Origin of the sequence: Arsukibacterium sp. (assembly GCF_018402695.1) — a bacterium.
Classification (GTDB): domain Bacteria; phylum Pseudomonadota; class Gammaproteobacteria; order Enterobacterales; family Alteromonadaceae; genus Alishewanella.
Genome location: NZ_JAGYIM010000009.1, coordinates 299,468 through 319,802, shown reverse-complemented (window position 1 = coordinate 319,802; position 20,335 = coordinate 299,468). Strand labels below are relative to the sequence as shown.

Annotated in this window: 22 protein-coding genes; 11 read left to right on the top strand and 11 right to left on the bottom strand. The window is 48.3% G+C overall.

Annotated elements, in window-relative coordinates:
- Window positions 1-32: 32 nt before the first annotated feature.
- Window positions 33-959, top strand: coding sequence for a glycine--tRNA ligase subunit alpha (gene glyQ, locus KG631_RS03615; protein ID WP_213995306.1), 927 nt, complete (start codon window positions 33-35; stop codon window positions 957-959).
- Complete coding sequence (glyS, locus tag KG631_RS03610) at window positions 956-3,013, top strand: glycine--tRNA ligase subunit beta (RefSeq protein ID WP_213995300.1); 2,058 nt, start codon at window positions 956-958, stop codon at window positions 3,011-3,013. The genes glyQ and glyS overlap by 4 nt, the downstream gene beginning before the upstream one ends.
- A 56-nt stretch (window positions 3,014-3,069) precedes the next feature.
- On the opposite strand, the gene KG631_RS03605 is transcribed toward glyS, so the two are convergent.
- Window positions 3,070-4,290: a TonB family protein gene (locus KG631_RS03605; protein WP_213995294.1), complete on the bottom strand. Its 1,221-nt coding sequence runs from the start codon at window positions 4,288-4,290 to the stop codon at window positions 3,070-3,072.
- The gene (locus tag KG631_RS03600) at window positions 4,287-4,673 is read right to left on the bottom strand and encodes a BlaI/MecI/CopY family transcriptional regulator (protein WP_213995288.1); all 387 of its coding nucleotides are present in this window, start codon (window positions 4,671-4,673) and stop codon (window positions 4,287-4,289) included. The genes KG631_RS03605 and KG631_RS03600 overlap by 4 nt, the downstream gene beginning before the upstream one ends.
- Before the next feature lie 217 nt (window positions 4,674-4,890).
- On the opposite strand from KG631_RS03600, the gene KG631_RS03595 reads away from it, so the two are divergent.
- Both KG631_RS03595 and KG631_RS03590 read left to right on the top strand, forming a co-directional pair.
- A complete protein-coding gene (locus tag KG631_RS03595) occupies window positions 4,891-5,421 on the top strand; it encodes an RNA polymerase sigma factor (RefSeq protein ID WP_213995283.1) in 531 nt (176 codons plus the stop codon).
- A gap of 10 nt (window positions 5,422-5,431) precedes the next feature.
- Window positions 5,432-5,794, top strand: a complete 363-nt coding sequence (locus KG631_RS03590) for a DUF6768 family protein (RefSeq protein WP_213995278.1) — start codon at window positions 5,432-5,434, stop codon at window positions 5,792-5,794.
- Here the strand turns inward: KG631_RS03590 and KG631_RS03585 are convergent.
- The 6 genes from KG631_RS03585 to KG631_RS03565 form a co-directional block, all read right to left on the bottom strand.
- Entirely contained in the window at window positions 5,791-6,843 is a 1,053-nt protein-coding gene (locus KG631_RS03585) for a GGDEF domain-containing protein (RefSeq protein WP_213995271.1), read from the bottom strand. The two genes, KG631_RS03590 and KG631_RS03585, sit on opposite strands and share 4 nt — an antisense overlap.
- A gap of 61 nt (window positions 6,844-6,904) precedes the next feature.
- Window positions 6,905-8,488, bottom strand: coding sequence for an amidohydrolase family protein (locus KG631_RS03580; protein ID WP_213995265.1), 1,584 nt, complete (start codon window positions 8,486-8,488; stop codon window positions 6,905-6,907).
- A 90-nt stretch (window positions 8,489-8,578) separates the two neighbouring features.
- Entirely contained in the window at window positions 8,579-9,073 is a 495-nt protein-coding gene (locus KG631_RS03575) for a GAF domain-containing protein (protein ID WP_213995261.1), read from the bottom strand.
- Window positions 9,074-9,323: 250 nt separating this feature from the next.
- Entirely contained in the window at window positions 9,324-9,917 is a 594-nt protein-coding gene (locus KG631_RS03570; RefSeq protein ID WP_213995256.1) for a PEP-CTERM sorting domain-containing protein, read from the bottom strand.
- 195 nt (window positions 9,918-10,112) lie between these two features.
- On the bottom strand, window positions 10,113-10,292 hold the full coding sequence (locus KG631_RS19155) for a type II toxin-antitoxin system RelE/ParE family toxin (protein ID WP_365868169.1): 180 nt from the start codon (window positions 10,290-10,292) through the stop codon (window positions 10,113-10,115).
- Window positions 10,279-10,542 (bottom strand): DUF1778 domain-containing protein, encoded by a 264-nt coding sequence (locus tag KG631_RS03565; RefSeq protein ID WP_213995253.1) that lies wholly within the window; start codon window positions 10,540-10,542, stop codon window positions 10,279-10,281. The genes KG631_RS19155 and KG631_RS03565 overlap by 14 nt, the downstream gene beginning before the upstream one ends.
- Before the next feature lie 216 nt (window positions 10,543-10,758).
- Between KG631_RS03565 and KG631_RS03560 the strand changes: the two genes are divergently transcribed.
- The 6 genes from KG631_RS03560 to KG631_RS03540 all read left to right on the top strand — a co-directional run bounded on the left by KG631_RS03560 (window position 10,759) and on the right by KG631_RS03540 (window position 14,317).
- Window positions 10,759-11,244, top strand: a complete 486-nt coding sequence (locus tag KG631_RS03560; RefSeq protein WP_213995252.1) for a hypothetical protein — start codon at window positions 10,759-10,761, stop codon at window positions 11,242-11,244.
- On the top strand, window positions 11,231-11,479 hold the full coding sequence (locus KG631_RS03555; RefSeq protein WP_213995251.1) for a hypothetical protein: 249 nt from the start codon (window positions 11,231-11,233) through the stop codon (window positions 11,477-11,479). The genes KG631_RS03560 and KG631_RS03555 overlap by 14 nt, the downstream gene beginning before the upstream one ends.
- A 29-nt stretch (window positions 11,480-11,508) precedes the next feature.
- Complete coding sequence (locus tag KG631_RS03550; protein WP_213995250.1) at window positions 11,509-11,715, top strand: hypothetical protein; 207 nt, start codon at window positions 11,509-11,511, stop codon at window positions 11,713-11,715.
- Window positions 11,716-11,843: 128 nt separating this feature from the next.
- Window positions 11,844-12,038 carry a hypothetical protein gene (locus tag KG631_RS18725; protein WP_301003561.1) on the top strand — a complete coding sequence of 65 codons (195 nt, stop codon included), beginning with the start codon at window positions 11,844-11,846 and terminating at the stop codon, window positions 12,036-12,038.
- Entirely contained in the window at window positions 12,035-12,142 is a 108-nt protein-coding gene (locus KG631_RS18720) for an excalibur calcium-binding domain-containing protein (RefSeq protein WP_301003560.1), read from the top strand. The genes KG631_RS18725 and KG631_RS18720 overlap by 4 nt, the downstream gene beginning before the upstream one ends.
- 54 nt (window positions 12,143-12,196) lie before the next feature.
- A complete protein-coding gene (locus KG631_RS03540) occupies window positions 12,197-14,317 on the top strand; it encodes a P-loop NTPase fold protein (RefSeq protein WP_213995249.1) in 2,121 nt (706 codons plus the stop codon).
- Here the strand turns inward: KG631_RS03540 and tusA are convergent.
- The 3 genes from tusA to fadB form a co-directional block, all read right to left on the bottom strand.
- Window positions 14,307-14,555 carry a sulfurtransferase TusA gene (tusA, locus tag KG631_RS03535; RefSeq protein WP_213995248.1) on the bottom strand — a complete coding sequence of 83 codons (249 nt, stop codon included), beginning with the start codon at window positions 14,553-14,555 and terminating at the stop codon, window positions 14,307-14,309. The two genes, KG631_RS03540 and tusA, sit on opposite strands and share 11 nt — an antisense overlap.
- A gap of 292 nt (window positions 14,556-14,847) precedes the next feature.
- Window positions 14,848-16,011, bottom strand: coding sequence for an acetyl-CoA C-acyltransferase FadA (gene fadA, locus KG631_RS03530; protein WP_213995247.1), 1,164 nt, complete (start codon window positions 16,009-16,011; stop codon window positions 14,848-14,850).
- Window positions 16,012-16,027: 16 nt separating this feature from the next.
- Window positions 16,028-18,181, bottom strand: a complete 2,154-nt coding sequence (gene fadB / locus KG631_RS03525) for a fatty acid oxidation complex subunit alpha FadB (protein ID WP_213995246.1) — start codon at window positions 18,179-18,181, stop codon at window positions 16,028-16,030.
- Between the two features lie 206 nt (window positions 18,182-18,387).
- On the opposite strand from fadB, the gene KG631_RS03520 reads away from it, so the two are divergent.
- Window positions 18,388-20,325 (top strand): transglycosylase SLT domain-containing protein, encoded by a 1,938-nt coding sequence (locus KG631_RS03520; protein WP_213995245.1) that lies wholly within the window; start codon window positions 18,388-18,390, stop codon window positions 20,323-20,325.
- Window positions 20,326-20,335: the final 10 nt, after the last annotated feature.

Sequence of the window (20,335 nt, the reverse complement as noted above, 5' to 3'; positions counted from 1 at the left end):
GCCCCTCAGTCATTTTAGCGAGTTAGCAGCGCATGCATAAATATGATATTAAAACCTTTCAGGGCCTGATCTTAGCCCTGCAGGATTACTGGGCCCGCCAGGGCTGCGTTATTGTCCAGCCGCTGGATTTAGAAGTGGGTGCCGGTACCTTCCACCCGATGACTTTTCTGCGCTCACTGGGGCCAGAGCCGACCAATGTGGCCTATGTGCAGCCTTGCCGCCGGCCGACCGATGGCCGTTATGGCGAAAACCCGAACCGTCTACAGCATTACTATCAGTTTCAGGTGATTTTAAAGCCGTCGCCAGACAATATTCAGGAGCTGTATTTAGGCTCGTTGCGTGAGCTGGGCATTGATACCCTGGTACATGATATCCGCTTTGTTGAGGATAACTGGGAATCACCAACGCTGGGTGCCTGGGGCCTGGGCTGGGAAGTGTGGTTAAACGGTATGGAAGTGACCCAATTCACTTACTTCCAGCAAGTAGGGGGCCTGGAATGCCGGCCGGTAACCGGTGAGATCACCTACGGTTTAGAGCGCCTGGCGATGTATATTCAGGGCGTTGATTCTATTTACGACCTGGTCTGGACCGACGGCCCGTTAGGCCGGGTTACCTATGGTGATGTGTTCCACCAAAATGAAGTAGAACAGTCGACATATAATTTTGAACATGCCGATGTGCCGGCATTATTTGCCCAGTTTGACCAGTGCGAAAAAGAAAGCCATTACCTGATTGAGCAGGGCCTCGCGCTACCGGCTTACGAGAAAGTAATGAAAGCCTCGCATGCCTTTAATATGCTCGACGCGCGTCATGCTATATCGGTGACTGAGCGCCAGCGTTATATCCTGCGGGTGCGGACGCTGGCCAAAGCGTGCGCCGAAGCTTATTTTACCAGCCGCGAGAAACTTGGTTTTCCACTATGCAAAAAAGATAAGCCATCACAGCAGGAGGCCAAATGAGCGCACAGGATTTTCTGGTAGAAATTGGCACGGAAGAGCTGCCACCAAAAGCGCTGAAAACTCTGGCAAGTGCCTTTGCCGACAATATTGCCAGCGAGTTGGCAAAACAAGAGCTTAGCCATAGCGATGTGATCTGGTATGCCGCACCACGGCGGTTAGCCGTGCGGGTAAACAGTCTGGCACAAAGCCAGAGCGATAAAGTTGTCGAGAAGCGCGGCCCTGCTATTACTGCAGCCTTTGATGCCGATGGTAAGCCTACCAAGGCTGCTGCCGGCTGGGCGGCCGGCTGCGGTATCAGTGTTGAGCAAGCCGAGCGGCTGGAAACTGACAAAGGTGCCTGGTTGCTGCATAAGCAATTACAAAAGGGCCAGAACACCACGGCATTATTGGCTGACGTTATCAAAACTGCCCTGGCTAAATTGCCGGTTGCCCGGCCAATGCGCTGGGGTAACTCTGATGCGGAGTTTATCCGGCCGGTACATACTATTGTTATGTTGTATGGTAACGAGCTAGTCCCTGCCACTATTTTGGGCCGCAACAGCAATAACAAAAGCTACGGCCACCGCTTTCATGCACCGGCACTGGTTGAAATCGCCAATGCTGACGCCTATTTGCCAACCTTGCAGCAAGCTTACGTGGTAGCCGATTATAACGAGCGCAAAGCGACAATTGCTAAGCAAGTCAACGCTACTGCTGAAAGCTTGGGTGCAGTAGCACTGATGGATGATGCCTTGCTGGAAGAGGTCGCGTCTTTGGTGGAATGGCCGGTAATTTTAGTCGGCAGCTTTGAGCAAAGCTTTTTGCAGGTGCCTGCTGAACCATTAATATCAACGATGAAAGACAATCAGAAATACTTTCCGTTGCTGGATCAGCAGGGCAAGTTAATGAATAAGTTTATCTTCGTTACCAATATCGAAAGCAAAGACCCGCAACAAATTGTCAGTGGCAATGAAAAAGTGGTACGGCCGCGGCTGGCTGACGCTGAATTTTTCTTTAACACTGATCGTAAAACCAAACTGGTTGAGCGGCTCGATAGCTTAAAAACTGTGTTGTTCCAGCAGCAGCTGGGTACGCTGGCAGAAAAATCGGAGCGGATTAGCAAAGTGGCCGGTTTTGTCGCCACGAAAATTGGTGCCGACCAGGCTGCCGCAGAGCGGGCAGGTTTACTATCGAAAACCGATTTAATGACCAATATGGTTGGCGAGTTTCCGGAAGTGCAGGGCATTATGGGCATGCATTATGCCCGCTTGGATGGTGAAGATGAAGCCGTTGCCCTGGCCCTGAACGAGCAGTATATGCCGCGCTTTGCCGGCGATCAGTTACCCAGCCGTTTAGAAGGCGCTGCGGTAGCCATTGCCGATAAACTGGATACCTTAGTCGGCATCTTTGGTATCGGCCAAACGCCGAAAGGTGATAAAGACCCGTTCGCACTGCGCCGCGCTGCTATAGGTGCGCTGCGGATTATGGTGGAAAAGCAATTAGCGCTAGATCTGGTAGAGTTGATTGCCTTTAGCCAGCAAACCTTTGCTGATAAGTTAACTAACCCTAAGGTCGCCGACGAAGTACTGGACTTTATGCTGGGCCGGTTCCGCGCCTGGTATCAGGATGAAGGTTACAGTGTTGATGTTATTCAGGCAGTACTGGCACGCCGGCCTACCAGCCCGAGTGACTTTGACAAGCGGGTCAGTGCGGTGGCCGAATTCAGTAAACTGGAGGCAGCAACAGCTCTGGCAGCTGCTAACAAACGGGTTGCCAATATTCTGGCTAAAGTAACTGACAGCATACCAGTGCAAGTAAGCACTAACTTACTGCAAGAGCCAGCAGAGCAAGCGCTTTATCAGGCAATAACCGCTGAGCAGGCCTATCAGAGAGAAGGCCATAGCTATAGCGACAGCCTGGCCCATTTGGCTGGTATGCGTAGCGTGATTGACAATTTCTTTGATCAGGTGATGGTCAATGCGGATGATACCGATGTGCGCTTTAACCGCCTGGCGTTGTTGCAACAACTCCGCGAATTGTTTCTGCAGGTGGCTGATATCTCTGTCTTGCAGTAATACAGGCTTCAACTTCGGAAATAAAAAAGCCAGCTTAACCGCTGGCTTTTTGTAATTCAGAGCTTAGGTCTGACATCTAACTGCTCAATATCTAAATCAGGGTCGTAATCCAGCGCAAAGTTTAGTTGTACCTTTAACCCAATATTGGCTGCTGGATCAGCCATTGGCGCATAGCGCCAACGTTTCAGCGCGGCTACTGCTTCTTTTTCAAATACGCCTTCGGGCTGCGCATGGACAACAATAATGTCACTGGTAGACCCGTCGGATTGAACATTAAACTGCAACTGCACTAAACCTTCTATGCGGTTTTCAGCTGCCTGTATGGGGTATCTTGGTTCGATCCGCACGATGGGTGTTGGGCTTGACTTTACCGTTGTAGCAGTGTTATCAGCCTGCACTGGCTGCTGCCAAAATAAAGCGGCAATACCCAAGCTTGCAAGTAAGAACAGCAAGGGGGTTTTACTGGTACCATGTTGTTGATTGAGTTGTAATAAACGTTCTTTCATTGATTGTTTCGCTCCGTAATGATGACAAAAAGGTTGAAAGGTCGCTGATGGCGTAGAAACAGACTGCATTGCGGCCAACAGCGCATTGGCGTAGCAAACTTGAGTTGATAAAGGTTGGTGGTGTAATACATCGGCGTCACAGGCCAGCTCCTGATCAGCACGGTAGCGGCGGTAAGCCAGCCAAAGTAATGGATGAAACCAGAACAGGCAAAGCAGGGTGATGGCCAACCAGTTAGCGTGTAAATCACCACGTTGCCAATGACGCAGCTCATGCCGCAAAATCAAGCTGCGTTGCTGGCGGTTAAAGCGCTGCCAAAAATTTGCGGGAAGGATCAGCTGTGGCCGTAACACGCCAAAAATAGCAGGTCCTTGTTGCGTGCGGCTAATATAATATCGGAGGTTACCGTGTTTTACCTGCCGGCTAGGGCGGAGCTGTCGTTTTAGCAGGATGACACTCACTATGCACCAGCACGCCATCAATACAGCGCCGGTTAGCCAGAGCCAACGTAAGCCTGGCAGGGCAGAACTGATATCAAGTTGTTGTTGCACCTGGCCAGCGGTTATTACTAGCGTATCAACAACTGCAGAGTTGAGGCTGGCAGCGGCATTGGTCGCAGGTAACAATGGCAAAAACACCGCAACAGGCAACGCCAGCCATAGCAGATAACAACTGCGGGCACCAAACCGTTTTAACAATAGTGGGTGAGCTAACAGTAGCAGGCCACTGATCAGAGCCAGTAACAAGCTGCTTTGCCATAGCCATAACATCATGACTTATCCTCCTGCTGTTGTTCAAGCTCAGCAACTAGTTGTTTCAGCTCAGCTAAGTCAGAGGCACTGAGTTCATTTTTGCGGGCAAAGCTCGCGACCAATGGTGCCACCCGTCCAGCAAATAACCGCTGCACAAAACTGCCGCTGACTTGTTGTTGATAATCTTGCTGGCTAATACATGCGCTGTACAAATAGGCCCGACCATTTTTCTGATAAGAAAGCGCGCTTTTGGCAACCAGTCGGTTAAGTAGGGTTTTCACTGTTTTTTCATGCCAGTCTTTCTGTTGCTGCAAATACTGAACAACATCCGCAGCACTGCAAGGTTGGGTACGCCAAATAACCTGCATCACTTCAAGTTCAGCATTGCTTATATCGATTGCCATAAAACCACCTTAGATTACATTTGTAATACATTTAAGATTACACCTGTAATTCATTTTGGCAAGTTGTTTTCATGATTATTTTCTGCCATGAATAACTAAGGTCATTTCAAAACGTAGTCACCTGGCCTGAGATAACGACAAAATAAACCCGCAGTAGCGTGAACCTGATAACGCTTCGCATCGTCTTTTACAGGCAATCACAACACTAGGGATAATAATGCAGCAGGCACAACTCGATTTATTGGTGATGGCCATGCAGGCTGGTGACCGGCGGGCTTTTGGCCTGTTGTACCAGCATTATCACCGCGACTTGCGCCGGTTTGCTGCTTACTTGCTGGCAAGCCCTGTAGCGGCAGAAGACCTGGTGCAAAATGTCTGGTTAAAGGTAAATCAGCGAATTGACCGGTTAAATGACCCTGCGGTTTTTACCAGCTGGCTCTATCGGGCGGTACGTTGGGAAGTTCTGGATTATCAGCGCCAGACATTACGACACAAGCGGCAGCCGCTTGACGACAACACGCTCGCTGCTATTGCCACCCCAGACATGCTGGTACAGCAAGATGACAGCAGTGACTTGGCCAAGGCTATGACGCAGCTGGCAGTCGATGAGCGCTTGGTGTTGCAGTTGCACTATTTACACGAGCTAGAACTAAGTCAGATAGCGTTAATTATAGAAATACCAATTGGCACGGTGAAATCACGTTTGCACCGGGCACGACAGCAATTGCAACAGCAGCTACAACAATGAGGAACAGGTTATGACCCTTGATAATGATATTAAACAGCAACTGGCTAAACAGGCGGCCGAGCTGGATAAACTAATGCGGGAAGAGCAGGGGCTGGAAAAAGTGTTAGCTTCTGGTTTTAAAGGCGGGCTGGGCGGCATTATGATAGTAGCCTATATCCTGGCGACTCTACTGGCGTTAGCAATTTTCTATTGCGGCTATCACTTTTTTAGCGCAGAGCCGGGGCAGCAGTTGTTCTGGGGCGTGTCGCTATTGCTGGTATTTCAGGCCCAGGTGGCAACAAAACTGTGGATCTGGATGGAAACTAACCGTAGCTCTACTTTGCGCGAGTTAAAAAGGCTGGAATTGGCAGTTGCCAAGCTAACGGCTGGCTAACACACCAGATTACGGCCGCTGTTTTTCGCCAGGTATAGTTGCTTGTCGGCTTGCTCAATGGCGGTCGCCAGGCTGGTGCTATCGTGGCAGCCGGCTACCCCAAAGCTGGCACTCACCGGCAGTGCCAATTTGCCAAGCTGCAGTGGGTTGTCCAGTAACGCCAGGCGAATTTTTTCGGCAACCCGCATGGCATCATCAGTAGTAGTTTTCGGCAGGAAAAATAAAAACTCTTCGCCGCCTATCCGACAGGCAATATCCTGCTGGCGCAGTATACGCCGGAATAGATTGGCCAGATGGCGCAAGACGGCATCACCTGCGGCATGGCCATGTTGGTCATTGAGTCGCTTAAAGTGGTCAATATCACAAATAATAACGGCCATAGGCAGAAAAGCGTCAGCTTGTTGCTGCAAATTAGTGTTCAGCGATGAATCAATAAACCTGCGGTTAAGTAATGAGGTTAACGGATCGGTATTGGCCTGTATTTCTTTACTTTGTTGCAGTAAATCCATGGCCTCATGGCTGCGCTCACGGTAGTGATCGTTAATCCAGCAGACAATAATGACGATAAGCAATGACGCAATAAACCGGCTGGCCTCGGCTTCTTTATAATCTGCCATAATTAGGTCTGGTATAAATAACATTGCACTTAGTATTGCCAGCAGTAGCGCATTGCTTAACAGGGCTTTTTTAACCCCGAGTAAGCCAAATAGTATTGCCGGAAACGGAAATACCCAGTAAAGGGCGGTATTATTAAAGCCGCCCTGATATACCAGGGCAAGTACGAAAAAACCGACCAGCACAGCTTCAATATTACAGGCGAGGTTTAAATTGCCGGACCAGCGAAAATAACTGATATTAATAAGAAAGGTAGCGCCCGTGCCGAATAAGATCACCGGCAGCAAAGCAATTTCACCACCGAGGTTTTTAAAACCGTAGATAAACATGACGACAGATGTAATGTAACTGACAAAAGATAAAATATAACGCCGGCGTCGGGCGTCAATTTTCTCAGCTTGCTGAGCACTATCCTTGTTCAGAGCTACCTGCAACAGCACCACCCCCTGTTTTTATTTATCCTAGCACAGAAAGGTGGTGCAACAGCAATAGTTGTCAGGGGTTGTTTTCCTGTTGCTTTGCCAACTCAACCAATTTCCGCACATCAGCCAGCAATTGCTGCGCATCGTATACGATGCCGTCTTTAATGGTATAGCGAACACCCTGGGTGCGGGTGGCCAGATTATCGGCGTTCAGCCGGTAGTGGCCGGTGCCATACAGCACTTTAAAATTCGCCAGTGGGTTTTCACCGACTATTACCAGATCAGCTTTTTTGCCCGGTACCACGCTGCCAATGTCCTGCTCCAGCCCAAGGGCAAGCGCGCCGTTCAGGGTGGCGGCCTGAATTACTTCCAAAGCATTAAAGCCGGCTTCGCGCAGCAGCTCCAGCTCCTGCACAAAGGCAAAGCCGTATATTTTATAGATGTAACCGGCGTCAGAGCCGACGGTAATGCGGCCACCATGGTTTTTATAGTCATTTAAAAACTGCATCCAGATCCGGTAATTTTCGCGCCAGGCAATTTCATGGTCGGTAGTCCAGTCAAACCAGTAGGAGCCATGGGCATAGCGGCTGGGCGTAAAAAATTTAGTCAGCGTTGGCAGGGTATAATCCTGATGCCATTCGGCATTACGCTGTGCTGCCGCATCCCGGCTGGCCTCGTAAATAGTCAGGGTAGGGTTAATGGTAAAATCGAGCTCAATTAACTCGTCGCGCACAGCATTCCATTTTGCTGATCCCGGCGCAGCAGCCTGACGCCACAGCTCACCGGCAGCACCAAAGCGATCCTGTTCGTTCTGGTAATTATAATTTGCCGGATAATTCTGAATAGTCTGACCGGTGAACAATGCTTCTGGCAAACCATACCAATGTTCCATTGAGCCTAAACCCATCCGGGCACTGTCCAGTACATTGGTTCGGGCGACATTCAGCTGGGCATGGTGCATCATGGTACCCAGTTGTTGTTTATTTGCTTCGTCCAGCGCCGCGGCAATAATGCCAGGAGTCGCACCAAAGAATTTAATCCCGGCCGCGCCGGCTTTTTTAATATCTCGTACCCATTTGCGCGCCTGCTCCGGGTTAAATACCGCCTGTGCCAAGCCCTGACCAAAACCGACATAAGGTACTATTCTTGGCGCTACTATGCGGTTTTCTTTTGATGCCTTAACATGTTTTAAGGTCCAGGCCAGACCATTAAAACTGCCGGGTTCCCGCACCGTGGTAATACCATGGGCGAGCCACAGCTTAAACACATACTCAGCCGGGATACCGTTAGCAGAGCCACCAATGTGGCCATGCATATCAATAAAGCCGGGCAGAATGTACATGCCGCTGACATCCATTTCGGTGTCACCCTCTTTTGCCACCGGCCGGCCGCTCTGAAGTACCGGCACATCGGGGTAGCCCACGACAACTACCTGACTGATCCGGTCGTTTTCAATGACAATATCCACCGGGCCAATAGCGGGTGCGCCTTCACCGCTGATTAAAGTGCCGCCGCGCAGAATTAACCGCTTATACGGGCCATCACCTTCACCTTGAATACGCTCAGGTGCAGAGGGCGTTCGTTCAGAGTCATTGGCGAATATAGGTAAACAAGTAGTGCTGATTACCAGCAATAGGGTGCTAAGCAGCAGACGCATGGCAAGTCCTTTCGAATTATAAGGGGTAGCAGATACGGATCAGTGTGCCAAGGCTTTAGCTACGGCGCCAGTGCAACGCGGCAAAACGCCTTAACTAAAGCGTGAACGGTAAATGTCAGCTAATGCTTCCACAAATGCGACTTCTTCCTCTGTCCAGCGTTTAATCACTGCCGTTTGTTCACAGCAAATAATGCCGGTGGCTTTATCGCCATGATAAATAGGCACATCGAGTAAAGACTTAATATTAAAAGGTTTTAAAAACAACTCGGCTAAGTCTTTAGTGGCAGGGTCTTTCAGGGCATCGACCGCCCGGATAATTTTTTTCTGGTCCAGCGCGGCAAAATATCCCGGGAAGCTCCAGCGATCGACCAGCAAGGCCTCCTGCGAAAAGCCATTATCTTTATCCAATAGCAGCTGACAGCGCAGTAAGTCATGATCAACAAACTGCCATAAGCCGACTTGTTGGATCTGAAGCCCATCAAGACAACACTGCAGCAACTGCTGCCGGGCCTCATCTTCACTGATATCAGGCTGGTAAATGGCGCTGTGAAGCTGGTCAAGTTCGGCTGAAAACTGCGACGTCATAGTAGTGCTTTGTCCAAAACAGAAATAGGGTAATCACAACCATAGCAAAAGGAATCAGCGATGCCACTGTAATTAGCAATTTGCTATAAAATATTGGACCGTCACAGGGAGGGAGCGTCAATTTGCAGTACTTGATCAATTGATGGTTCAAATAACAGCAATACAGAAGAGCACAGATAAATAAAGATTCGGGAAGATGAGCAGACAAGCCAGTAAAATGCTGACTTGTCTGATGTGAAAAACGTTGTGTTTAGCTGCGGCGTCGGCGGGCTGCTGCAATGCCAATCAGGCCTAGGCCCAATATTGCCAGAGTTGCGGGCTCTGGTACTTGCGCTACTACTGCTTGATTGACGCGAAAGGCCAGTGACTCATTACAGGCGTTGGTGCAACCGTGGAAGTCGAAATCTGCAAGACTCCACTGTCCATCAGTACCTTGGGACCAGTCGATCCAGGTGTAGTTTGTAAACCATGGTGTTGCAACAGCAACATCAAACTGCGGTGCTGTAATGGGCAACACATAAGCCAAACGGGCGCCGGAAGCCTCGTCCAGGTTGTTGCCGGTAGCATAATCAACATTCGCGCCGGCAAAGGCGAAGTCATAACCTGTCAAACCACCGATTTCGTTATAGATATCTAACGTCATTGGTGCCCAGCCAAACAATGACTGAAAACTGAAATCAATACCACCCGGAGTTGTATTCTGACTCCATGGTGATATCCACGCAATATCATAACCATTAATGGTGATGTAAGCGTTATCGGGTAATTCTGAGTTGATTAGTGCAGCTGAGGCACTAAAGCTGCTTAAAGCAAGAAACAGGGCTGATACTACTTTTAGTTTCATTATATTAACTCTTCACTGATTACTGCACATACGGCATTGCTCTGGCAGAGCAATGCGAGTAGGCAATAAACGTGCCTAAAGCTAGGCGTTTGATATTTAACCAATATTTATTTTATGGAAATAAAATTGTAAATAATGCTGACAAAACACTTAAAAGTATCTTAAAGGGCTTTCTCGCAGAAATCACAAATATAATCATGATGTATTTGTGGCTGGTAGTTTATTGGCTGCAAGCAAAGCAAAATTATACTCAAGTTCCGCAGTATAACGCCGGCTTTGCTCCACGCCCCATTGCTTAACAGTGTAGAGAGCAACATTCAGTAAGTCATTTGCTGCTTCAGTGGTTAAGTGATAACGCTGATTAGCGTTTGTTATCGGCCGCTATTGCCTGCTCGAAAATATCAGTAACGCTTTGCTCTGAAAAATTACCTTGCCTAGCGCTTTGCAGCCGTTGTTGCAAGAGATATTCCAGTTGCTTCACTGAATAGTGTTTGGCCTGCTCAGTTACTTGATGTGGCAGCACTTTGTCCAGAATAAAGTCTTTAATGCTTTTACCCTGCAGGGCAGCCATCGCTTTTAACAGCTGATGTTGCTCTGGCGTTACTTCAATTGAGAGTCGGCTCACTGCATGCTCCGGTGTTGCTGCAAACTTTGCTAAGTATAAACCCGCCACACTAATGTGAAAGTGTACATTTGTGTGAAAGTGGGATGCTTCATGGTGTAAAAGCCTAATTGCCTGCGCTAGTGAGCAGAACTCAACAAGGCAATATAAAACTCTCGCTCACCTAAAATAATTATGTTTTAATTGTGTTAATTTTAATTAACAATTATTGGTGATCTAATGTTGACCTTAGAAGAGATAATTATTAGCCGTGGCGAAATAGAGAAAATTTACAAAGCCAATATCGCGTTAACTCTGTGGCGTGGTCTACATAATTCAGACGATAAAATAAATCCGTTGTATCCTGATTTCTATACGCGGAATTTACCGAACGGTGATATTCGTGAGCCGGATGTTACATTAGTCAGAGATCCCAAGACGGGAAAAGAAATCGTAAAGTCTGAAGAGGGAGTTGGAACTTCTCTGACAGACAAGGAAGGGCTTTTTGGTCACAAGAGCTGGGAATATTATGTCATCCCAAAAGGAACTACTATTCCGAAAGAGCTGATCATCACTAAAGATCACTATTTAGCCAGAAAGAAATGCTGGCACTATTCGATATCTCCCAATTTCGACATGCCAAAAGACGACTTTGTTGCTGCTTTAGATAAACTGGCGCAAAATGCAGGCATTAAAGTAAAAGGAAAATCTTATGCCACAGGTTGACGTCAGGTCTCTATCGGTCTGCATTCAGGCGCTGCAAACGGCAATAAAACATAATGATTTCTTGTCGCAGTCGGCCACTGTCGATGCCGACGATTATGAAGAAAGCTCCTATATGTTTGAGCTGGAACTAGCCAAACTGGTGAAACTTTACCGGCAGGAAGAGGCCAATGGTAATGTGAATATCCCCCTCGCTGAGTTGCTAAAACCACCGTTTGATAGCCTAAATGAGAGCTAGTATTAGTCAAAAATCAGGCTCGCTAAGCAATGCCAAATGAAGTCGTGCGTTACTCTTTGCAACAAATTCGGCAGCGCAAGAGCGTGACCAACAGGCAAAAGCTGGCGGCGACAATTGATGACGATATTGCCAGGCAAATAGTGGCCGACCCGGATTTGTATGAACTGACGAACAAAGAGTTGGCAGAATTTGATTTAGAAGTAGTAAAAACCTTCCCACCTTTGAAATCAAAATAACTGCTTGATATTTAAAGCGCTTATCCATTCCATCATAAAACTATTGCCGTTCCCTATTTTATAAACTAAGTTAGAACCTTGCAGCTGCCAAAGAGCAGCGAAATGGCTTGGAACAGGGAAGCTCATCATTGAAGAAACTATTACTTTTAGCGCTGATTGCCTTTGACGCCTGGAATTACTATCAAAAACAAAGCACGCCTAAGCCAATTGTTGAGCCTGCGCCGCGGGTACTTCCTGACTATACCGTGCCCATCCAAAAAGCCCGTGACGTTGCAGCTAACAAAACTTCCGTTGTGATGGCCGCCAGCATTGCAGCCAGATGAACTCCCGCGCAGAAGCGGAGTACTTCTTACGAAACTGCCCGGATACAAAGATGGACGGCGATGGTGACGGTATTCCTTGTGAAAGGCAGTTCGCCGTTAGATAAAGCATCAGAATATAAAGTTACCTCGTATCACTTGTTAATTTAGAGAAATTTTATATGGGTTTGTACCACAACGATCAGCCAATTCAGGGTACTTCTAGCGACCCTGATTTACTTAACAGAGATAATTTTTCTAAGCATTTGGCGGAGGTATTGTTAGTTAAACCAGCTAAAGATTGTCTAACGGTCTCTATAGAGGGAGAGTGGGGCTATGGAAAAACATCGTTGATCAATCTCGTAAAGTTAAAGCTTAATAACATGAAGAACAAGCCAATAGTTGTAGAATATAACCCCTGGCTGGCAGGAAAATCTGAGTCTCTTATCCAGGATTTTTTATTACAATTTTCAGCAAAACTGCATTTAGGAAATAATAATCGTGCAGCTTTAAACGCATCAAAGCAGCTTTTGGCCTATTCGAGCTTATTCAGTGTAGCTAAGTTAATACCAGGGGCAGAACCCTGGGCCTCTTTGATCGAACAGGCAGTTTCTACGACTGGCAGCGCTACGAAGCAGATCGCAGAGTTGAAAGAGCTAGATTTAATTGAAAAAAAGAAAAAGGTTACGTCAGCAATCAGCAAATTGAACTCATCGATTGTTGTCGTTATTGATGATATTGATAGGCTTACACCTTCAGAGACATTTGAAGTACTCCGACTTGTGAAAGCTGTTGCGGATTTTTCCGGAACCTCTTTTTTGCTTGCGTTTGACGCACGATATTTGACTTCAGTTTTGTCAAAAAACGGTATAGAAAATTCTACAGAATACATAAATAAGATAATTCAGCTCCGAGTGCCACTCCCTCTCATTTCAGACGGAGATCTAAGGCACTTAGCAGAAATTGAGCTTTCAAAGTTTGATTCTGTTAAGGCTATGGATGTTTTTGAAAAAGATCGTGACCGATTGGGCTGGATATATCATCACTACTTCAAAAATTTAGTCAAAAGTCCGAGAGATATAAAAAGAACTTTTAATCATCTAAGGTTTGTCCATAACCAAATAGAAGGGCAGGTATGCTTCTCGGATCTTTTTTCCTTGTCTATTCTTGCTACCAAAGCAAACCAAGTTTATGAAAATATAAAAAAAGTACCTGAAGCATATCTTGGGTTGAATCTCAGCAATGACGGTCTAATGCCGAAGAAAAGAGACGAAACTGTTGATGAATTAGAAACAGTTAGAAATGAAATGCTTGGTGGTATGGAACCTCATGAAGTTAATCTAATAAAGGGTTTAGTAGCAGAGTTATTTCCACTAACAGATTTGAAAAAGTATCGAGCATTTGGTGTTTCCAATGATGATGCTGCGGGACGTGTTTCGTCATTACAGAGATTGCACATAGCTTTGCACTACCATACTCCAGTCGGCTATGTTTCAGACCGTGAGGTCAGACAATTTATTTTCGGAGAGAGTGACCGCGGAGAGTTTATTGAAAGAGTGATTGCTAATGGTTCGACTGAACGATTTTTTGAGTTGATGATGCATTACGGGGCAGAAAATCCCGATAATCACTTTAAGATACTTACGTGTATTTATGATGGATACCTAAGATCGGACCTTTTAAAAAAATCTTTGCAGTCAAATTATGGATTTTTACGTAACGATCCTTATAGATTCATGGAGTGGTTAACAGAGAAAGTTGTTTTGAATAACCCTGAACGCTTCGGTCTGTGTCGTCAGATTATAAGTAGGTCAGAAAATGCACCTCTTGCCGCTGACTTACTAAATGCCATTAGGAAAGACATGAAAAGTAAGCATGACAATAACCTTCTGTTTACTGATAGCCAGCTCAATGAATTGGAGTGCCTGTTTCAGGTTTCCGCCTTGAAAGCGATTAATGACAAAATGTTCTTAGATAACCATCTGGAGTCCCATATATTTTTTGAACTGAAGAGGTCATCAAAAGAAAAAGCAAAAACACTTATCTCAAATATTTTATTGGGAGAGCAGGGTGTGATAAGGGTAGCTGAGATTATTGGTAACATCGGCTCAGATTCGACAAATGGACCTTATACAAAAGTTGACCACAATACATTTTCCGAGGTTATCGACATGGATCTGCTATACAAGAAAGCAGCAGAGGTGGATTTGTCAAAGGTTTCAATACCAGTTTCTGCAGTTATAAGAAGCATGATGGATGGCACGGCATACTATCTACGTGATGGTTCCAAGGTTAACCGCTAACCTTTTTAACCACATACCGATATGGCAGCTCAGCAGTATCACTGGCCAGTAACTCATGATCCATAAAACGGCAGAAGGCCGGGATATCACGGGTGGTGGCCGGGTCGTCGGCGATAATTAATAAGGTATCGCCCACCTGCATTTTGCGCAGTTGCAGCCGCACCATCATTACCGGCTCGGGGCAGCGCAGGCCAAGGGCGTCCAGGGTTTGGGTGGCGCTGTTAAAAAGCGGGTCCATTGTTACTTCATACTCCAAAATCTTACCGTAAAACGAAACCTGCTGAGCAGGTGTAAGCTGCACTTTTCGGGTCGCGGCTGTTGTCGCTAAGCTAAGGCGATGGTTGGAACCCCACTTGCGCAGACACAGAGTGTCTGAGGTTTTGCGCGAGCAAAGCCGAGTTGCTGTGGCGAGCACAGTGGGTGTTGCAACCTACAGCCGTTACTTGCATAGCAAACAACAAAAAAGGGCCGTAAAAACGGCCCTTATTCTATGCGATTGTGCTGGTTGCTACCAGCCTGTTGCTGTCAGCTTATGGCCGCTCAAAAACAGTCGCGATGCCCTGACCTAAACCAATACACATGGTGGCCAGGCCAAACTTGCCGCCTTTATCTTCCATTACATTGATTAAGGTGGTGCTGATCCGTGAACCCGAGCAGCCCAGTGGGTGGCCAAGGGCGATGGCGCCGCCATTCAGGTTTACTTTCTGATCTTTAACTTCCAGTAAGCCTAAATCTTTCATTACCGGTAGCGCCTGCGCGGCGAACGCTTCGTTCAGTTCGGCATAGTCAATATCGTTAATGGATAAACCGGCCATTTTCAGAGCTTTTTTCGAGGCTGGTACCGGGCCGTAACCCATAATTGACGGGTCGCAGCCCGCCACACCCATACCACGGACATAGGCACGGATAGGTAAGCCCAGCTCTTTGGCTTTTTGTTCACTCATCACCAGCATGCCCGAAGCACCGTCAGATAACGCAGACGAGGTACCGGCGGTTACCGTGCCATTAGCCGGGTCGAATACCGGCCGCAACTGACCCAGTGCTTCTACTGTGGTTTCCGGGCGAATAACTTCGTCGTAGTCCATCAGCTTTAACACACCATCGGCATCGTGGCCTTCGGTGGGGATAATTTCATTTTTAAAGCGGCCCTGCTCGCTGGCCTCCTGGGCTAAGCGGTGTGAGCGGGCGCCGAACTCGTCTTGCTGCTCGCGGCTAATGCCGTGCATTTTACCCAGCAGTTCGGCGGTTAAGCCCATCATACCGGCGGCTTTAGCGATAGTGGTTGATAAGCCCGGGTGAAAATCGACACCATGATTCATCGGCACATGGCCCATATGCTCGACACCACCAATTAAATACACGTCGCCCATACCGGTTTGAATTGCCCGTACTGCGTCATGCAATGCCTGCATTGACGAGCCACATAAGCGGTTCACAGTTACGGCTGGCACCGAATGCGGAATGCCGGCTAATAACGAGGCATTGCGCGCCACATTAAAGCCTTGCTCCAGGGTTTGCTGGACGCAGCCCCAGATAATGTCGTCGATATCGCCCGGGTTTAACGCCGGGTTACGCTCCAGTAAGGATGCCATAACATGGGCAGATAGCTGCTCCGCGCGGACGTTGCGGTACATACCATTTTTAGAGCGCCCCATCGGGGTGCGGATACAATCTACTATTACAGCGTTTTTCATTATTCTGCTCCTGCGCTTAAACCGGGAAGAAACGCTGGCCGTTATCGGCCATAGCGCGGGTTTTATCTGTAACCTGATAAATCTCGCCTAAATGGGCGTATTTATCGGCCAGGGCGACAAAGTTAGTTAAACCTATGGTATCGACATAACGTAGCGGGCCACCGCGGAACGGCGGGAAGCCCAGACCAAATATCAGGCCCATATCGGCTTCAGCGGCAGTTTGTACTATGCCTTCTTCTAAACAGCGAATGGTTTCGTTAATCATCGGCACCATAACCCGGGCGATAATTTCATCGGCGGTGAATTCTTTTTTATCTGCCGCAATACCGGCCAGGATTTCAACACTTTTCGGGTCGATATCTTTTTTAGGCTTGCCGCTGGCATCTTTACTGTAGGCATAGAAACCCACGCCATTTTTCTGGCCATAGCGGTCTGCTTTGTACATGGCGGCAACCGGATCGTTGTCCAGCTTTGCCATACGGGTTGGGAAGCCATCTGCCATGACGTCAGTACAGTGGAAGGCCGTATCCAGGCCTACCACATCCAGCAAATATGCCGGGCCCATCGGCCAGCCAAACTGCTTTTCCATAACCTTATCTATCTGGGCGAAATCGGCGCCGTCCAGCACCAGTTTGCTAAAGCCGGCAAAATACGGGAACAGTACCCGGTTAACAAAGAAGCCCGGGCAGTCATTAACCACTATCGGTGATTTACCCATTTTCGCCGCATATGCCACTACGGCAGCCACGGTTTCATCGCTGGTGTGCTCGCCACGAATAACTTCCACCAAAGGCATGCGGTGTACCGGGTTAAAGAAGTGCATCCCACAGAAATTTTGCGGCCGGCTGAGGTTTTTCGCTAAGGCATTAATCGAAATGGTTGAGGTGTTCGAGGTTAATATCGCGTCGTCGCTGATTAAGCCTTCTACTTCTTTTAGCACTGCGCCTTTTATTTTCGGGTTCTCTACGACCGCTTCCACCACGATATCAACGTCTTTTACCATGTCGTTGCTAAGGGTAGGGGTAATGCTGGCAATCACTTTAGCCATTCCGGCGACATCAAGCTTTTTACGCTCAACCTGCTTGCTCAGTAGCTTAGTGGCTTCGCCCATACCGAGCGCCAGCGCTTTATCGGCGATGTCTTTCATTACCACTGGCACGCCTTTTAATGCTGACTGGTAGGCAATGCCGCCGCCCATAATGCCGGCGCCCAATACCGCAGCTTTTTTAACCGACTTAGTGGCAACTTTACCGGCTTTTTTCGCTTTGCTCTTAATCAACTGGTCATTTAAAAACAAACCAACCTGAGCGGTAGCCGCATCGGTTTTTGCCAGTTTGGCAAAACCGGCATTTTCCAGCGCCATGGCGCCGGCACGGTCCAGCGTTGCGGCGGCTTCAATGGTTTGCACGGCTGCCATCGGCGCCGGGTAATGCTTACCTGCACTGGCAAATACCATGCCTTTGGCGGTGCTGAAGCTCATGGTGGCTTCGGTTTTATTCAGTTTTAACGGCTGCAGCTTCACCGCACGTTTTTTCTGCCAGTTCAGGCTACCGGTAATGGCATCTTCTAATACGCTAAGTGCCGCCGCTTCCAGTTTTTCCGGTGCGACTACCGCATCAATTAAGCCGGCTTTTTGGGCTTGCTCGGCGCTATGGTCTTTGCCGGTGGTGATCCACTCCATCGCATTATCGGCACCAATAATCCGCGGCAGGCGCACCGTACCACCAAAACCGGGCATTAAGCCCAGTTTAACTTCTGGTAAACCAATTCTGGTGCTGGTATCGGCGACCCGGTAATCACAGGCCAGGGTCCACTCACAACCGCCCCCTAAGGCGAAACCTTTTATTGCTACTACGGTCGGAACCGGCAGGTCTTCACATAAATCGAAAATATCAGAGGCTTGTTTGATCCACGGTACCAGTTCTGCTTCCGGACGCTGGAAAGTACTTAAGAATTCGGTGATGTCCGCACCAACAATAAAGGTGTCTTTGCCACTGGTAAAGATCACACCTTTCAGGTTACTGTCAGTGTGCAGCTTGTCTAAAGCTGTCTTACAATCAGTCAGGGTCTGTTGATCAAACTTATTGACAGAGCCTGCGGCAGCAAAGGTAAACCGGGCGATACCAGGTTTAATATATTCAACACTGATAGTGTCACTCTGGTAGATCATAAATATGCTCCTTGGTCGCGTTATAGGGTGATGGTCGCAACTGGTACGATGAGGTTAACAGGTTCAGTGTGTCGTGCTTTACTAAAAATTTCAACCGTTATTTAAACAGGTGTTTGAAAAAGGTAGCTAAACCCAGCTAAGCGTTGCCATTAGACGTAACTAACTATAGTTGCTTTTCTATTTTTCGCTGGAGTCAGAGGTAAGTCGTGATAACTTTTCGTTCATTATTCATCGCCACAGTAGTCGCTTCGACGGTGGCGTCCTGCGCATTGACAGCCCGGGCGGCTGAACAGGACACATTTAAGCAGCAGCGCCAGCGGTTTTTAGCGCTGGAACACAACATTGATAATGTCAGTCGCAAGCAGGCTGAAAGCTGGCTGGCTGAGCTGGAAGACTATCCGCTGCAACCCTATTTACGCCTGAAAAGGTTGCAAAAATTTTTAAATGCTCATGATGCCATTGAGACATTTCTGACCGAGTATCAGGGCACACCGATGGACTGGCCTCTGCGTAAACCCTGGTTGCTACGTTTAGCTGAGCAACAACAGGCTGAGCGTTTCCTGGCGAATTTCCCCGGCTCATCAGATGCCGAGCTAAAATGTCTGGCCCTGCGTTTTCAATTAACAACCAAAGCATTGCCTGAAGCAGAAATATGGCAGCAAACCGAAGAAATCTGGACTGAAGGTAAATCGCAACCGCGCGCCTGTGACCCGTTATTTACTGCCTGGCGCGACAGTAAACCGCTGCAAAGCGAAACGGTACACCGCCGGCTGCAACTGGCGGCAGAAGGCGGCCAGGCCCAGCTTATTCCCTATTTAAAAACCTTATTACCGGCCAACGAGCAGTATCTGGCTGATTTATGGCTGCAAACCCGGCGCAACCCTGCGGTGGTTGGCCGCGCAAAATTTTTTCCGGGTAAACATATTATTGAGCGTGATGTGTTGGCTTATGGTTTAAAGCGCTTAGTCTGGCGCTCGCCCGACCAGGCCCTGGCCACCTGGCAGCGCCATGTCAATGACCCTTACTTTACCAAAGCGCAGCGCCTAGATGTACAACGCCAGTTTGCCATTGCCCTGGCCAGCAAAGGCGACAGCCGCGCCGATAACTGGTTAACCACTTTGCCGGCTGAATTGTTTGATGCCAATTTAGCCCAGTGGCAGGTTGCGCATGCATTACGGGAGCTGGACTGGCCCAAAGTTCAAAAAGTTATTGAGCAATTGCCGGAGGAATTGCAGGGCGATATTAACTGGCGCTACTGGCGCGCCAGGGCGCTGGAAGAGCAGGGTGAGGCCGAGCTGGCCAAGGCTGAATTTACGGCTATTGCCGGCCAGCGTCATTATTATGGTTTTATGGCTGCTGCCAGAATTGGCCTGCCGCCCAGCCTGGCCCATAACCCGGTAAAGGTATCGGACGAAGAAATAGCACAATTGCAGCAGCACCCGGCGGTGCAGCGTGCGCAGCAGTTTCTGGCGCTGGGCCGGCTGACCGAAGCCCGGCGGGAGTGGAATCATTTGCAGGATACCTCAGACGAGCAGCAGAAAATAACCTCAGCCAAACTGGCCAATCAGCTGCAGTGGCATGAGCGGGCGATATTTTCGCTGGCTGACGTTGGCTACTGGGATGACGTCGAATTACGTTTTCCACTGGCTTATCAACAGGAGATGCAGCTGTCGGCTGATAAATTTAACATCGACTCAGGCTGGAGTATGGCAATTGCCAGGCGGGAAAGCTCCTTTATGGCGGATGCCTACTCACCGGCCGGTGCCCGTGGCTTAATGCAGATTATGCCCGGCACGGCCAACGAGATTGCAAAAAAGCAGGTGCAGATCCGCCAGCTGTACAACCCGGTCACCAATATCGACTATGGCACCGATTATCTGAATTATTTAAAGCAGCGCAATGACGGTAATTTGTTGAAGGCGACAGCAGCGTATAACGCCGGTTACCGTCGGGTCATGCAATGGATCCCGCAGGATTATGCGCTGCCAGCTGATGTCTGGGTAGAAACCATCCCGTACCAGGAAACCCGCGAATATGTTAAAGCGGTAATGGCGTATTATCAGATTTATAATATCCGGATGAATGTGGCCCAGGATGTTTTTAAACCACTGGTGGCTATGAAGATTGGGGTGGTAGTCGAATAGTGCTATTATT